This is a genomic window from Mesorhizobium yinganensis, assembly GCF_040081985.1.
Taxonomy (GTDB): Bacteria; Pseudomonadota; Alphaproteobacteria; order Rhizobiales; family Rhizobiaceae; genus Kumtagia; species Kumtagia yinganensis.
This window is the reverse complement of the sequence record NZ_JBEBMH010000004.1, coordinates 58,813-73,654: the sequence shown is the minus strand read 5'-3', so window position 1 is coordinate 73,654 and position 14,842 is coordinate 58,813. Positions and strand designations below refer to the sequence as shown.

Annotated in this window: 12 protein-coding genes and 1 tRNA gene; 8 read left to right on the top strand and 5 right to left on the bottom strand. The window is 65.4% G+C overall.

What is annotated here, in order from left to right; all coding sequences use genetic code 11:
* Positions 1–167 precede the first annotated feature (167 nt).
* Genes ABMA59_RS10510 through ABMA59_RS10500 form a run of 3 tightly spaced genes read left to right on the top strand, consistent with a single transcriptional unit; the run spans position 168 to position 2,357 of the window.
* Positions 168–1,088: a sulfite exporter TauE/SafE family protein gene (locus tag ABMA59_RS10510; RefSeq protein WP_349005296.1), complete on the top strand. Its 921-nt coding sequence runs from the start codon at positions 168–170 to the stop codon at positions 1,086–1,088.
* 2 nt (positions 1,089–1,090) lie between these two features.
* Positions 1,091–1,879 carry a TIGR02186 family protein gene (locus ABMA59_RS10505; RefSeq protein WP_349005295.1) on the top strand — a complete coding sequence of 263 codons (789 nt, stop codon included), beginning with the start codon at positions 1,091–1,093 and terminating at the stop codon, positions 1,877–1,879.
* Positions 1,872–2,357, top strand: coding sequence for a DUF3429 domain-containing protein (locus ABMA59_RS10500; RefSeq protein WP_349005294.1), 486 nt, complete (start codon positions 1,872–1,874; stop codon positions 2,355–2,357). The genes ABMA59_RS10505 and ABMA59_RS10500 overlap by 8 nt, the downstream gene beginning before the upstream one ends.
* A 3-nt stretch (positions 2,358–2,360) precedes the next feature.
* Here ABMA59_RS10500 and pdeM read toward each other — a convergent pair whose 3' ends face one another.
* The 3 genes from pdeM to ABMA59_RS10485 are packed head-to-tail and all read right to left on the bottom strand — an operon-like array spanning position 2,361 to position 6,781.
* Entirely contained in the window at positions 2,361–3,071 is a 711-nt protein-coding gene (pdeM, locus tag ABMA59_RS10495; RefSeq protein WP_349005293.1) for a ligase-associated DNA damage response endonuclease PdeM, read from the bottom strand.
* A complete protein-coding gene (locus ABMA59_RS10490) occupies positions 3,068–5,809 on the bottom strand; it encodes a ligase-associated DNA damage response DEXH box helicase (protein ID WP_349005292.1) in 2,742 nt (913 codons plus the stop codon). The genes pdeM and ABMA59_RS10490 overlap by 4 nt, the downstream gene beginning before the upstream one ends.
* A gap of 24 nt (positions 5,810–5,833) precedes the next feature.
* Positions 5,834–6,781, bottom strand: a complete 948-nt coding sequence (locus tag ABMA59_RS10485) for a class I SAM-dependent DNA methyltransferase (protein WP_349005291.1) — start codon at positions 6,779–6,781, stop codon at positions 5,834–5,836.
* Between the two features lie 106 nt (positions 6,782–6,887).
* Between ABMA59_RS10485 and ABMA59_RS10480 the strand changes: the two genes are divergently transcribed.
* Together ABMA59_RS10480 and ABMA59_RS10475 are read left to right on the top strand one after the other, a co-directional pair.
* Positions 6,888–7,898: a ligase-associated DNA damage response exonuclease gene (locus tag ABMA59_RS10480; RefSeq protein WP_349005290.1), complete on the top strand. Its 1,011-nt coding sequence runs from the start codon at positions 6,888–6,890 to the stop codon at positions 7,896–7,898.
* Positions 7,898–9,526, top strand: coding sequence for a cisplatin damage response ATP-dependent DNA ligase (locus ABMA59_RS10475; RefSeq protein WP_349005289.1), 1,629 nt, complete (start codon positions 7,898–7,900; stop codon positions 9,524–9,526). Before ABMA59_RS10480 ends, ABMA59_RS10475 begins: the two co-directional genes overlap by 1 nt.
* Positions 9,527–9,550: 24 nt before the next feature.
* Here the strand turns inward: ABMA59_RS10475 and ABMA59_RS10470 are convergent, their stop codons facing one another.
* A complete protein-coding gene (locus tag ABMA59_RS10470; RefSeq protein ID WP_349005288.1) occupies positions 9,551–10,663 on the bottom strand; it encodes a hypothetical protein in 1,113 nt (370 codons plus the stop codon).
* Between the two features lie 344 nt (positions 10,664–11,007).
* On the opposite strand from ABMA59_RS10470, the gene ABMA59_RS10465 reads away from it, so the two are divergent.
* The 3 genes from ABMA59_RS10465 (at position 11,008) to ABMA59_RS10455 (ending at position 12,872) form a co-directional block, all read left to right on the top strand.
* A tRNA-Thr gene (locus ABMA59_RS10465) sits at positions 11,008–11,083 on the top strand.
* 219 nt (positions 11,084–11,302) lie between these two features.
* Positions 11,303–11,947 carry a S24 family peptidase gene (locus ABMA59_RS10460; protein WP_349005287.1) on the top strand — a complete coding sequence of 215 codons (645 nt, stop codon included), beginning with the start codon at positions 11,303–11,305 and terminating at the stop codon, positions 11,945–11,947.
* Between the two features lies 1 nt (position 11,948).
* Positions 11,949–12,872 (top strand): thermonuclease family protein, encoded by a 924-nt coding sequence (locus ABMA59_RS10455; protein WP_349005286.1) that lies wholly within the window; start codon positions 11,949–11,951, stop codon positions 12,870–12,872.
* Here the strand turns inward: ABMA59_RS10455 and ABMA59_RS10450 are convergent.
* Complete coding sequence (locus tag ABMA59_RS10450) at positions 12,835–14,487, bottom strand: lysine--tRNA ligase (protein WP_349005285.1); 1,653 nt, start codon at positions 14,485–14,487, stop codon at positions 12,835–12,837. The two genes, ABMA59_RS10455 and ABMA59_RS10450, sit on opposite strands and share 38 nt — an antisense overlap.
* Positions 14,488–14,842 lie beyond the last annotated feature (355 nt).

Sequence of the window (14,842 nt, the reverse complement as noted above, 5' to 3'; positions counted from 1 at the left end):
CGGCGAGGCCGAATGCACCACCTCGCGCGAATTTAACTCGTTGAGATAATTTTTGTTTCGGCTTTGCGGCGAAGTTTGACTTCGCCGCAATCTCGGCGCATGTGCTTACTAGTCACGAAGGTGTTTCGACACGCTTCGACGTACCGCATTTGCAGTTGAGTTTCCGGGTGGGCATTTATCTCCCGATCGCAGAAATGTCGGTCAATGTTCTGGTCCTGCTCGCCATGGGCGCAGCGGTGGGTTTCCTGTCGGGCATGTTCGGGGTCGGTGGCGGCTTCCTGATCACCCCACTGCTGATTTTCTACAATATTCCGCCGGCCATAGCGGTTGCGACCGGCGCCAATCAGGTCATCGCGTCCTCCTTCTCGGGCGCTCTCGCGCATGTGAAAAAGGGTACGCTCGACTTCAAGCTGGGTACGGTGCTGCTTGTCGGCGGCATCTTCGGATCGACGATCGGCATCTATATCTTCTCGTTGCTGAGAAGCCTCGGCCAACTCGACCTCATCATCTCGCTGATCTACGTGGTGTTCCTGGGCACGGTCGGTGGCCTGATGCTGGTCGAGAGCATCAATGCGATCAGGCGCTCGCGCGGCGGTACTGTCCCGCCTTCGCTCAAGCGCCCCGGCCAGCACAACTGGATCCACCGGCTGCCGCTGAAGATGCGCTTCCGGGCCTCGAAACTGTTCGTCAGCGTCATCCCCATCCTCGGGCTCGGCGCCGGCATCGGCCTGCTCTCCTCGATCATGGGCGTCGGCGGCGGGTTCATCATGGTCCCCGCGCTGATCTATCTGCTGAAGGTGCCGACCAACGTGGTGGTGGGAACCTCGCTGTTCCAGATCATCTTCGTTGCGGCCTACACGACCATCGTCCATGCATCGACGAACCAGACCGTCGACGTGGTGCTGGCCTTCATCCTCATGATCGGCGGGGTCGCCGGCGCGCAATATGGCGCGAGGGCCGGGCAGAAGCTGCGCGGCGAGCAGTTGCGGGCGCTGCTGGCGCTGCTGGTGTTGGCGGTGGCGCTCCGCCTCGCCTTCGACCTGTTCCTGCCGCCTCCGAATATTTATTCGCTGGCTCCCGGAATATGACGATGCCGGGCCTGCGCGCGTTTCTTCTGACAGCCGCCGTCCTCTGCCTCTTCGCGCCGGCGGCGGCGCAGGAGCCACAATTGCCGGAAGGCATCCAGATCGGCTTGTCCACCGACGTCATCCGCATCACCGCCGACTTCTCGGGTGCCGACCTGACGATCTTCGGCTCGCTCGAAAACCCCGACCCGACGATCACCCGGCAGGGACGCTACGACGTCATCGTCGTGCTGGAAGGGCCGGCGCGGCCGGTGACGGTGCGGCGCAAAGAACGGGTGCTCGGCATCTGGGTCAACACGCAGTCCGAATCCTTCGTCAACGTGCCGGAATCCTACTCCATCGCCACGACGCGGCCGCCGCAGGACATCGCCGATCCGATCGCCTACAAGCGCTTGGCGCTCGGTCCGGATTTTCTGCATATCCAGCCCGCCGATGAGGGCCAGCCGCCGGCCACCCTGGAAAGGTTCCAGGCGGCTTTGCGCGACCGCAAGGAAGCGGTCGGCCTCTTCAACGAACGGGTCGGCGGCGTGCAGTTCCTGTCGTCGAACCTGTTCCGCGCCACCGTCAGGCTCGCGCCGGACGTGCCGGTCGGCACGCACAAGGCGCGTGCCTTCCTGTTCCGCAACGGCGTCTTCATCAAGGAAACGTCGGCGCAACTGGCGATCGTCAAGTCCGGTTTCGAGCAGATGTTGTTCCGGCTTTCGAGCAACCACAGCCTGTTCTACGGCATCTGCGCCGTCGCGCTGGCGATCGTGACCGGCTGGCTCGGTCGGATAATTTTCCGCCGTGACTGATTTCGCCGACGACCTCCATGAAGCCGACGCCAAGCCGGACGGCCCGTTGGAGGTTGCCGGCCGCCTCGTAGGCTGGCTCGGGCTTACGCCGTTCATCGTTCTGTCGCTCTGGCTCTTCGGCATCGCGCCGGATCATCCCTGGCGCGGCGGCACCATCCATCTGCTTCTGGTTTACGGCGCGGTGGTGCTTTCCTTTCTCGGCGGCGTGCGCTGGGGGGCGGCCCTCTCACCGGAGCCCGCCGCAAAGCCAAGCGAGTTGTGGCTGGCGCTACCTCCCGTCCTGATCGGCTGGAGCGCGGTGTTCGCGCCGACGCCCGCAGCCTTCGCGCTGCTTGCCGTGGCGTTCGCCGCACAAGGCGCGTGGGATGCCTTCGCGGCCCATTCCGGCAGGTTGCCAGGCTGGTACGGCAGGCTGCGCGTGGTGTTGACGGTGGGCGCGGTCGTGACGCTGCTGATCGCCTTTGCCGCAACGAGCTGACGGTCAACCCGGCCGCAGCATCCGTCCAGCGATCGGATACGTCCGTTCGACGCCGAGCATATGCGCGACAAGACCATCGCGCCGGAACAGCCCGGCAAAGGCGCGATCAAGCACGTTGAGCGAGCCCGTATAGGCGCCGAAGGCCGGCATGATCATGCGGCTGCCATCGGTGGCGAAGCAGCGGCGGCGCACCGAGCGCCCGCGCTGCACAATGCGGGCGCACGGGTGAAGATGCCCGGCGATCTCGCCCGCCGCCTCTCCGGCCGACGGCTCGTGGCGGAACAGTACGGAGCCCAGGGAAATCTCACGCACGCTTTCGCCGCCGACGCCGGTCGGCGGATCTGGATCGTGGTTGCCGCTCACCCAGAACCAGTCGCGCCCCGCCATCAAGGCGGATAAAGCGGTCCGGAAAATCTCCGGCAACCGCGCGGCGCCTTCGCCATCGTGAAAGCTGTCGCCGAGACTGACGACGATCCGGGGCCGGAAATCGTCGATCACCGACTGCATCAAGGCGAGCGTCGCGGCTGTGTCATAGGGCGGCAGCAGGGAGCCGCGCCGCGCAGCCGAGGAACCTTTCTCCAGGTGAAGGTCGGAAACGGCGAGCAATTGCAGATGCGGAAAGAACAGCGCGCCGCGACGGTCGCAGACCGCAGGCTCGCCCGCGACATCCACCGTGCCGTTCTCCAAACCGTTTTCGGCGCAAACCGCGCTCATTCGATCTCCATGTCCGTGCCCATCGCCTCCGCCACCAGCGACGCTTCCTCGAGCAAGGTCTCGTTGGCCTCGCCCGGCACGCGCTCCTTGCCGATCTCCAGCATGATCGGGACCGCCAGCGGCGAGATATGCTCAAGATTCTTATGCACGATTCGACCCGGGATGCGCGAGAGCATCTCGGCCAGCCTCCTGACATCGAGCAGTCCGGTCGCCGCGTCGGCCCGCGTCGCCTGCAAAAGGATGTGGTCCGGCTCGTGCGTGCGCAACACGTCATAGATCAGGTCAGCCGAGACGGTCACCTGCCGGCCGCTCTTCTCCTGCCCGGGATGGCGCTTCTCGATGAGGCCCGAAATCAGCGCGCAGTTGCGAAACATGCGCTTGAGCAGATAGCTGTCCGCCAGCCAGTCCTCCAGATCGTCGCCCAGCATGTCCTCGTCGAACAGTTTCGACAGCGGCAGCTTTCCGCTCTGGAAAAGCGCACCCATGTCGTCGAGCCCCCAGACCGCCAGCGAATAGTCCGTGGCGACGAAACCCAGCGGACGCGCGCCGGCGCGGTCCAGCCGCCGCGTCAAGAGCATGCCGAGGGTCTGGTGCGCGAGGCGGCCCTCGAAGGGATAACAGACCATGTAATGGCGGTTGCCCCGCGGAAAGGTCTCGACCAGCAGGTCCTCGCGGCGCGGCAACACGGATTTCTCCGCCTGGATACGCAGCCAGTCCGACACCTGATCGGGCAGCGCCTTCCATCGGGTGGGGTCGGCCAGCATGCCGCGAACCTGCTCGGCCAGATAGGTGGACAGCGGGAACTTGCCGCCCGCATAGACTGGAATGCGCGGGTCATTGCCGACGGCGTTGGAGACGAAGGCTTCGGTCTCACGAATCCCTTCCAGCCGCAGCACCTTTCCGGCGAACAGGAAGGTATCGCCGGGCGAGATTGATTCCAGAAAACCTTCCTCGATTTTTCCAAGCACCGGGCCGCCGCGCGAGGCGACGCCGCGGCCGGAGCGGGCATAACGCAGGGTCAGATAGGGCGCCTCGACGATGGTGCCGACATTGAGCCTGTATTGCTGGGCGAAGCGCGGATGCGAGATGCGCCACTTGCCTTCCTTGGTCTGCCGTATCTTGGCGTAACGTTCGTAGGTGCGCAGCGCGTAACCGCCGGTGGCGACAAAATCGACGGCGCGATCAAAGGTTTCGCGCGGCAGCGATGCATAGGGCGCGGCGCTCCGCACTTCCTCGAAAAGTTCGGTTGCATAAAAGGATTCTGCGCAGGCGCTGCCCAGAATATGCTGGGCCAGCACGTCGAGCGCGCCGTCGATCAGCGGTGGCGTGTCCTGCGCGCCGATATAGTTGGCCTCGACCGCCGCCCGGCATTCCAGCACCTCGAACCGGTTCGCGGGAATGAGGATCGCCTTACTCGGCTCGTCCAAGCGGTGATTGGCGCGGCCGATGCGCTGGGCGAGCCGGCTGGCGCCTTTCGGCGCGCCGACATGGACGACGAGGTCGACATCGCCCCAGTCGATGCCGAGGTCGAGCGTCGAGGTGGCGACGATGGCGCGCAGGCTACCGGTTTCCATCGCCTTCTCGACGCGCCGGCGCTGGCCGACATCCAGCGAACCGTGATGCAAGGCGATGGGCAGCGTGTCCTCGTTGACCCGCCACAGTTCGGAAAACAGCATTTCCGCCTGGCTGCGGGTGTTGACGAACAGCAGCGTGGTCTTGTGCCTGCGGACCTCATCGTAGATCTCGGGAATGGCGTAGCGCGACGAATGCCCGGCCCAGGGCACGCGCTGTTCCGAATCCAGGATGGAAATGTCCGGCTTAGCCCCGCCGGTCACCGTGATCATTTCGGCCATCGGTTTACCCTCCCCCCTTGCGGGGGAGGTGCCCGCGTAGCGGGCGGAGAGGGTTGGTCCGGCAGTGCTCTTCCTATTGGTGGTGCCTTCTGATGTTACCCCCTCTGGGCTGCCGCCCTGCCCGCCGCTTTCGCTGCGGGCGTTCGTCGCTGAAGAAGCAAAATCGTTGGCTTCCTCTCGGCCTGCGGCCGACCGCTCCTCACCCCCCGCAAGGGGGGAGGACAAAACCTGCGCCACCAGCCAGCGCCGCAATTCGTCAGGTTGGGCGACGGTGGCGGACAACCCGATGGCCTGAAGTTTCGGGAAGAACCGCCGCAGCCGCGCCAGCCCGAGCGACAGCAGATGCCCGCGCTTCGACGTGACCAGCGAATGCAGTTCGTCCAAAACGACGTAGCGCAGCCCAGCGAAAAAACGCTTCGCATCCGGCGAGGCGATCAGCAGGGCCAGTTGTTCGGGCGTCGTCAGCAATATGTCGGGCGGCGACAGCTTCTGGCGCTGGCGCTTGTGCGCCGGCGTGTCGCCGGTGCGCGTTTCCATCGAGACCGGGAGGCCGATCTCGGCGACCGGCTTGCCGAGGTTGCGCTCGATGTCGACAGCCAGCGCCTTGAGCGGCGAGATGTAGAGCGTATGCACGCCGCGATGCGCCTCGCCCGGCTTGCGTTTCGGGCGCGTCGCCAGGTCGACCAGCGCCGGCAGGAAACCGGCGAGCGTCTTGCCGGCGCCGGTCGGAGCGACCAGCAGCACGGAATTCCCCGCCTGGGCCTTTGCCAGAAGCTCGATCTGGTGGGCGCGCGGCGACCAGCCCCGCCCGGCGAACCATTTCAGGAACGGCTCGGGCAGCAGGGCCGCGGCATTCGCGGACAGGACACGGCTCTGGTCGGTCACGCGCCAGAAGTAGCGCGGGCCTAGTCAGCCGCCAAGCGGAATCTGGAACAAAAAGGGATCAGGTAGCCGAAGTGCCACCACGATCAGACCGGTGACGGGCAAGGTCCGATCCATGCGAATGGTATCGCTGGCAAACGTAACGGCGGAAAACCCGGCGCGCGCCAGCACCCGCCGCACGTACGCCTCCGAATGCGCATAGCGCCGGGTTTCGCGCAGGCGAAAATCCTCCGCTCCGTCATACCTCTCCACCGTGAAGGCAAACAGACCGTCCTTTTCCAGGCCCCCGGCAACCGTGGCGAAAACCCGCTCCAACGCGCCGACATACATGAAGACATCAGCGGCCGTGACGAGGTCCGCCAAGAATGGTTCGAGCTCGAGCGTCTGGAGATCGGATTTTTGCAGCCTGTCGTAGATTTTTCGCGCCGCTGCCTTCTTCAGCATGGCGGCTGAAATGTCGTGCCCTTCGAGATGGTTCACAAACGACCGCAGCCGCTCTCCCATCAGCCCGGTGCCGCAGCCGAGATCGACGGCCCGCCTGAAAGTCCGCCCTGGCGCGGCGGCATGGATGGCAGCCTCCAGCAATTGCGGCGCGCGGTAGCCGAGCGTCTCCACCAGGGCGTGATCGAATTTGTCCGCATACTGGTCGAACAGCGTCTCGACGAAGGCGCTCGGTGGTGCTGTCGAGGCCGGCGCCTCGCCGATCAACTGCAGCTTCAGCGCGGCGCCCGGCCGGTCGTCCGGCGCCAGTTGCAGCGCCATCCGCCACGCCCGCGCGGCTTCCGTCGGCGCACCCGCCGCCTCCTGGAACTCGCCCAGGCGGAACCAACCCATCGCCCAGGCCGGCGCAAGCTCCAGCGCGCCAAGCATCAGTTCGGCCGCCGCCGCATGCTCGCCATTGGCGAACAGCATTTCCGCATAGTCGGCGCGGCGGTCGGCGATCAGGTCGCCGGAGGAGGCGGGGAGCGGTTTCATGGGGCGGACTGCTCGGACAGCGTGGAAATCGAAGCCGCTTCTACGGGGAGTCAGGAGGCCGTTTCAACGGGCTTCCCGCGCCTGAATAAAAGCCTATCTTGAGGCGATGCGAGCCCGCGACCTGCTTCACCCCCGGCCCGAGGGCCTGTACTGCCCGCCCGGCGACTTTTTCATCGACCCGGTCAAGCCGGTCGCCCGCGCGCTGATCACCCATGGCCATTCCGACCATGCGCGTGCCGGCCATGGGGCTGTGCTCGCGACGCGGGAAACCCTTGACATCATGGGCCTGCGCTACGGCGAAGGATTTGCCGGCACGACCCAGGGTGCCCCGCTGGGTGAGATCATCGATCTGAACGGCGTCTCGGTCAGCTTCCATCCGGCCGGCCATGTGCTGGGTTCCGCGCAGATCGCCGTCGAGCAGGGCGGTATCCGCATCGTCGCGTCGGGCGACTACAAGCGCCGGCGCGACGCCACATGCGCGCCCTTCGAGCCGGTCGCCTGCGACGTCTTCATCACCGAGGCGACCTTCGGGCTCCCTGTGTTCCGTCATCCGCCCGACACCGAAGAAATCAACCGGCTGCTCAAGTCGACCAACCAGTTTCCGGAAAGCGCGCACCTCGTCGGCGCCTATGCGCTGGGCAAGGCGCAGCGTGTCATGAAACTTTTGCGCGAAGCCGGCCTCGACCAGCCGATCCACATCCACGGCGCGCTGGCAAAACTCTCCATCTACTATCAAAGCCGGGGCATCGATCTCGGCGAGCTGCAACCGGCAACGCTGGAGCCGGGCAGCAAGGGCGATTTCGCCGGCGCCATCGTCATCGGCCCGCCCTCGGCCTTCGCCGACCGCTGGGCGCGGCGCTTTCCGGAGCCGATCTCCTGCTTCGCGTCGGGGTGGATGCGCATCCGCCAGCGCGCCAAACAGCGCGGCGTCGAACTTCCCCTGATCATCTCCGACCATTCGGACTGGGACGAACTGACCGCGACGATTCTCGAAACCGGTGCGTCGGAAGTCTGGGTCACACACGGCCGCGAGGAGGCACTGGTGCGTTGGTGCGAGCTTGCCGGCATCGCGGCCCGGCCGCTGCACCTCGTCGGCTACGAGGACGAGGGCGACTGATGGAGGCTTTCGCCGAACTCCTTGACCGCCTCGTACTGACGCCGTCGCGCAACGGCAAGCTAAAACTGCTCACCGACTATTTCGCCGCCACGCCCGATCCCGACCGCGGCCTGGCGCTGGCGGCGATAACCGGCGACCTCAACATCGCGGCAGTGAAACCGGCGATGCTGCGCACGTTGGTCATGGAGCGCATGGACCCGGTTCTGTTCGGTTATTCCTACGACTATGTCGGGGACTTGGCGGAAACCGTCTCGCTTGTGTGGCCCGTACCGCCGGCCGACAAGAAGCCGAACCACGCGCCGACGCTCGGCGAGGTCGTCGGCGCGCTGCAATCGGCCAGCCGCTCGGACGGGCCGGCGGTGCTGGCGCAACTGCTCGATGCAGCCGGCATTTCGGCGCGCTATGCCATCATCAAGCTGGTCACAGGGGGGCTGCGCATCGGCGTTTCCGCCCGCCTAGCCAAGCAGGCACTGGCGGGCCTCGGCACGGTCGACGTGGCTGACATCGAGGAGGTCTGGCACGGGCTCGATCCGCCCTATCGGTCGCTGTTCGCCTGGCTGGAAGGCAAGGCGCCGCGCCCCGAAAAGGCAGCGCGCGCCCTGTTCCGCTCCGTCATGCTGTCGCACGCCGTCGAGGACAACGATCTCGCCAGGATCGAGCCCGCGGACTACGCGGCCGAGTGGAAATGGGACGGAATTCGCGTGCAGGCCGTCTCCGAGGGTGGCTTGCGAAAACTCTATTCGCGCACCGGCGACGAAATCTCGGGCGCTTTCCCGGACCTCGCCGAGGCCATGACGTTCGATGGCGCGCTCGACGGCGAGTTGCTGGTCGGCCATCCGCCGGAACACACCGGCACCTTTTCCGACTTGCAGCAGCGGCTGAACCGCAAGAGCGTGTCGGCGAAGATGCGCGAGCGCTTTCCGGTGTTCGTGCGCTGCTATGATCTGCTGCAGGACGGGCCGGAGGATCTGCGCTCTCTGCCCTTGCTGGAACGGCGGGCGCGGCTGGAGGCTTTTGTCGCACCGCTCGATCCCGCGCGGTTCGATCTTTCTCCCGTCATCGCCTTTTCCGACTGGGCCGAACTCGACCACCTGCGCCGTCATCCGCCACACCCGGTGATCGAGGGCGTGATGATCAAGCAGAAGACTTCGCCCTATCTCGCCGGCCGGCCGAAAGGCCCGTGGTTCAAGTGGAAACGCGATCCCTACACGGTCGACGCGGTGCTGATGTACGCCCAGCGCGGCCATGGCAAACGCTCAAGCTTCTATTCCGACTACACGTTCGGCGTCTGGACGGGGCCGGAGGGAGGCGAAGAACTGGTGCCGGTCGGAAAGGCCTATTTCGGCTTCACCGACGAGGAGTTGCGGCAGATCGACAAATATGTGCGCGACAACACGATCGAACGCTTCGGTCCGGTGCGCTCGGTCCGCGCCGACCGTGGGAACGGACTGGTGCTGGAGATTGCCTTCGAGGGGCTGAACCGTTCGACGCGGCACAAATCCGGCGTCGCCATGCGGTTCCCGCGCATCTCGCGCCTGCGCTGGGATAAACCCGCCGCCGAAGCCGACCGGATCGAAACGCTCCAGGCCTTGCTCGACGAGCCGAAGATCATGGCGAAGGTCGGCTAGGCGTCCGGTCTGCCATCGAGCAGCTTAAGGCCCGACCGAGACCTTGATCTCGTAGATGTCCACCGCCTTGCCCTGATTGGCGAAATCCGAGACGATGGCGATGGTGCCGCCGGCGCCCGGGCTTTTCGCCGGCAAGGTCAGTTCGAACAGGAAGTCGGCCTTCTCGTAACCCACCGCGTAGCGCTTGCGACCGCAATCGCCGAGTTCGCCGAAGTTGCAGTCGACCGCCATTTCGGTTTCCTGGCCTTCCGCCGCGCGCGCCACGATATCGAACGTCGCCTTCTTGCCGGCGATCTGTTCCAGGACGCCCTGGCCGACGTCGAAGACGATCGCCGATCCGGTTTCCCCCGAGCGGATGCGGAAGAAATTCCCGGACTCGTCCTCCATGGCTTCCGCGGTGGTGTCCGTGGGCGCGCTGACGGAGGTGGCATCGGACGGCGAGAAGATGCCGATCCAGGCCCGGTCTTCGCCGGGCTGGCTCGAAAGCACCGGCGGTTCCTCGTTCTCGGGAATGAAATCCTCGCCCTCCGCTGTCGAGGGCGGATTCGGCACCGAAGTATCCCGCTCCGCCGGCGACTTGAACAGGCCGGTCTGGAAGGCGAATAGAAAGCCCATGCCAATAAGCGCGGCCAGTGAGGCGATAATGAAAAACACCGCCAGCGGCCTGCGGCGGCGGCGTGTGCGCGAGGCGTCCGGATCGGGCAAGACCGAGGGCTCGCGGTCGATCGTCCCGCTTTCGGATGGCGGCGCCAGTTCGCCCCGCACGTCGAACGCTCCGAGATCGCCCGGCCCGGCCTGGTGCTGCCGCGTGCCGTCAGGCTCGATCGACACTTCCGGCGCGGCGATCGTCGGCGCCGTACCAGGCTCCATGCGCATCTCGAAGGCGCCGGCAAGCGGATCGGGCAGTTCGGGCTCGGCCGCCCGAACGGCCGGGATGAATTCCGTCTCGATCTCGACGATCTTGGCCTGGAGCACCTTGCGGCGGTTGATTGCCGCCTCGACCGTCAAATTCGGATTGGCCTGCAGGGCGCGGTCGAGCGCCGCGAACGCCTTGCGGTAGACGTTCTCGCGAAACGCCTTGTCGTCGGCGTTGCCTTTCTCGAAGGCGCTGCGGATCGCTTTCTCGATCGGGTCCAAACCGTTCTCCCACGAACCACCCCGGACACTCGTTAACCGCACACGGCGTTTCAAGCAACGGCGGCGCCGGCGCAAACGCGGTTCGACGCAAAGCAAAACGCCTTCTCACATGAATCTGCCGGTTTGGGCAGGCAGGGACGCATCATTCTTCTCCCCGTGCCTCGACGGGGAGCCCGCTGTGCCAGCCCTTATCCCGCGCCTCCTGGCCACGTTTTCTACAATTCCTTCATGGCTCGACGGGTTCGACTGCCCGGCATCGGCAATTCGGGCGGCAGGCGGCTTGTATTTGCCGCGCAATGCGGTTATCAGGCGCACACCGTTCGGCTTCGCTGTCGGGGCCGGTCGCCGCTTTAGCTCAGTCGGTAGAGCACATCATTCGTAATGATGGGGTCGCGTGTTCGAGTCACGCAAGCGGCACCAAATTCCCTAGTAAAAGCAATAATTTACGCGCAGTTGGCGCTGAGCTTGTTTGCTGCGCTGCTTAAATGACGAAAACCGGCGTTCAAGTGCTCACAGGTAATGAATCTGCGTCCTAATGGTGTGGCGGATGTCGCGCTGCGATGCAAAGCGTGGTGGACAATGCAGCAGACAGGCGCTACAACTGCAAGGCATTTTTTCCTTGCCGACCGGAGCCGCGCGATGTTTTCGCACGAACGTGTCTGGGCAGCCATCGATGCCCTTGCCGAGCGAAATTCCCTGTCCGCGTCGGGTCTGGCCAAGCGTGCCGGACTTGATTCCACGGCCTTCAATAAATCCAAGCGCCGTTCGGCGGACGGGCGCCCGCGCTGGCCGTCGACCGAGTCGCTCGCCAAGATCATCGAGGCCACCAGTTCGTCGATCGAGGAGTTTATCGACCTTGTCTCGGACAGGTCGCCGGCCGGCGCCCTGCCGATGCAGAGGTCGAGCGTCCCGCTGCTGGGGCTGGCGCAGGCTGGCGCGGGCGGCTTTTTTGACGACGCCGGCTTTCCGGCGGGGCAGGGCTGGGACCTGATCGAACTGCCTGTACGGGCCGGCGACACCGCCTATGCCTTGCAGGTGCAGGGCGATTCCATGCTGCCGGTCTACCGTGACCGCGACGTGCTGATCGTCGAGCCCGGTGCGACTGTGCGCAAGGGCGACCGCGTCGTGGTCAAGACCACCGCGGGCGAGGTCATGGCCAAGGTGCTGTCGCGCCGCACGCCGCGCGAGATCGAGCTTCTGTCCATCAATCCCTTGCACCCTGTTCGGCAGGTCGCGATGACCGATGTCGAATGGCTGGCACGCATCGTCTGGGCGAGCCAGTAGGTTGCGTTCGCCAACCATACTGCTCGGCGCCGCGGCGGTCATGCTCGGCGCCGGGGCTCTCATCCTCGTGGGCGGAAACTTGCTGCGCTCCAAGGCGGAGGTTTCCGTCGAGGCCGGCGATCCGATCGATCCTGCGCTTGGTGATAACGTTGCTCGCAAGCCGATCACCACGGAACGCCCTGAATTCAACCCCGGCGCCGAGCGCCAATCGGTGTCAGGCGCTGTGGCGCCGGACGAGGCGGCGGAAAGCGAGGCCGATAGTGGCGAGCTTGAGCGGCTTGAGCCGCGCGCCGCGCTGAGCGACATCGGCCAGGCCCTGCCGCCCAAGCCGAAGATGCCGGGGGAGTGGAAGGGCACCACCCTGTTCGGTCCCGTCGCCACGGCCGCAGGCCTGCTGGAGGCGAAGGGCTACCGCATCGCGGTGGCCGGCGTCGAGCCGCTGAAACCGGAGGAAACCTGCGATGCGGGCGGACGCTCCTGGCCGTGCGGCATGTGGGCGCGCGCGGCCTTCCGGGCCTGGCTGCGCGGACGGTCGATCACCTGCGAGATCCCGTCCCAGCCGGACAGGGAGATCATCGTCGCACCATGCCGGGTCGGCAAGGAGGACGTTGCCGGCTGGCTGGTGGAAAGCGGCTGGGCGCGTGCGACCGGAGACAGCGACTATGTCGCACTCGGCGAGGTCGCGGCCCAGGCTCGCAAGGGCATGTTCGGCCGGCCGCCCTCGACAACAGCGCCCGCCCAGTCGTCGGCTGGAAGCGAACTCCCCGCGCCGCCGGCCTCCGATGCCGGGATCCTCGCGGGGCCGCTGACCGAGCCCGCGCCGGATATCGTCGCCCCGGATGTCGGCGCGCCACCGCCGGTGCTCGATGGCCAGCTTGGCGCGTTCCCTACGCCGCCAGCGCCCCATCAAGCGCCTGCGCAATGAGCGCGCGGGTCTCCGCGATGCCGTAGAGCGCGGCGAACGAGCCGAAGCGTGGCCCGCGCTCCTGGCCGATCAGCACCTGGTAGATCATCTGGAAGAAGGCGACCGACACGCCCGGCCCGCCTTCCGGGCTTTGTTTGGAATGATCCTGATAGCGCTCGATCTTGCGCGCCACGTTGAGCGCGGCGTTCTGGATCGCCTCGCCATCCGCGCCTGCGGGCAGCGAGCCCAGCGCATCCGAAAGCTTCGCAAGGGCCTCGCGCTCGACCTCGTCCGGCGCGCGAAACTTCTTCGTCGGCTTCACGAAATCGTCGAAGTAACGGATCGCGTAGCCGGCCAGCCGGTCCAACTCGGGGTGCGTCTCGGCCGTCACACCGGGGGCATGGCGCGAGATGAAGCCCCACAGCACGGAGCGGTCGTGCGCGTTCGAGGCGCTGACCAGATTGAGCAGCAGCGCAAAGCTGACCGGCAGGTCGATATCAGGCGGATTGCCGTCATGGATGTGCCAGACCGGATTGCCGAGCCGCTCCTTCCATTCCTGGCGCGGATAGGCGGCCAGGAACGAATAATATTCGTCCACCGCCTTCGGGATCACGTCGAAATAGAGCTTCTTCGCCTGCCGCGGGCGCTGGAACATATAGAGCGCCAGGCTCTCGGTCGGCGCATAGGTCAGCCACTCGTCGATGGTCAGCCCGTTGCCCTTCGACTTGGAGATTTTCTGGCCGATATCGTCCAGGAACAGTTCGTAGACGAAATGCTCGGGCGCGCGCCCGCCCAGAATCTCGCAGATGCGGTCGTAGACGGCGGCATTGGTCTGGTGGTCCTTGCCGAACATCTCGAAGTCGACGCCGAGCGCCGCCCAGCGCATGCCGAAATCCGGCTTCCACTGCATCTTCACCCGCCCGCCGGTCACCGGCAGCGTCGTCTCGACACCGTCCTCGTCGTCGAAGGTGACGGTGCCGTTCTTCGCGTCGACATGCTTCATCGGCACGTAGAGCACGCGGCCGCTCTTCGGCGAGATCGGCAGGAACGGGCTATAGGTCGCCTGGCGCTCCGCTCCCAGCGTCGGCAGCATCACCTTCATAATCGCGTCGTAGCGCTCGACGGCGCGCAATAGCATCGCGTCGAAACGGCCGGACTTGTAGTATTCGGTGGCGCTGGCGAACTCGTAGTCGAAACCGAACGTGTCGAGGAAACGCCGCAGCATCGCATTGTTGTGGTGGCCAAAGCTTTCATAGTCGCCGCCGAACGGGTTCGGCACGACAGTCAGCGGCTTCTGCAGATGCGGCTCGAGGAACGACCGGTCCGGAACGTTTTCCGGGATCTTGCGCATGCCGTCCATATCGTCGGAAAAGCACAGCAGCTTGGTCTTCACCTTGTCCTGTGTCAGCACGCGGAAGGCATGGCGCACCATGGTGGTGCGCGCCACTTCGCCGAACGTGCCGATATGCGGCAGGCCGGACGGGCCGTAGCCGGTCTCGAACAGCACTGTCTCGGGAAAGCCTGTCTTCTCGTAGCGCTTGACGATCTTCTTGGCTTCCTCGAACGGCCACGCTTTGCTCTCGGTCGCCGCCGCAAGCAGGTCGGGATTGAGATCGATGATGTTGGATCTCGACATGATGTCGTTCCTGGTTCGTCAGTCGAAACCGGCGTGGGCCGGAGAAGCCGCATTCCCTATTCGGCGTGGACGGGAGCGTCAACGTTTCGCCGGCGAATTCGCAGGGGGACAAGGTGGATGCTCAACCGGGGACAGTTTACTTTTATCCGCCCGAGTGAGCTTGCCAAGGCTCCGACCTTTCTGCGGATAAAAGTAAACTGTCCCCTGCATGCAACCGCCCTCGTCGCCACGCTGCGGAAAACCGCCCTGGCCATTGAGGAGAGTTCGGGAAGACGGGCGGCCGCAAGCTCGCTCATCTAATAATTTATCTGCGACCTTCCGGCCGCCCATCCGGTGATCTCCGCCGCTTCATTCC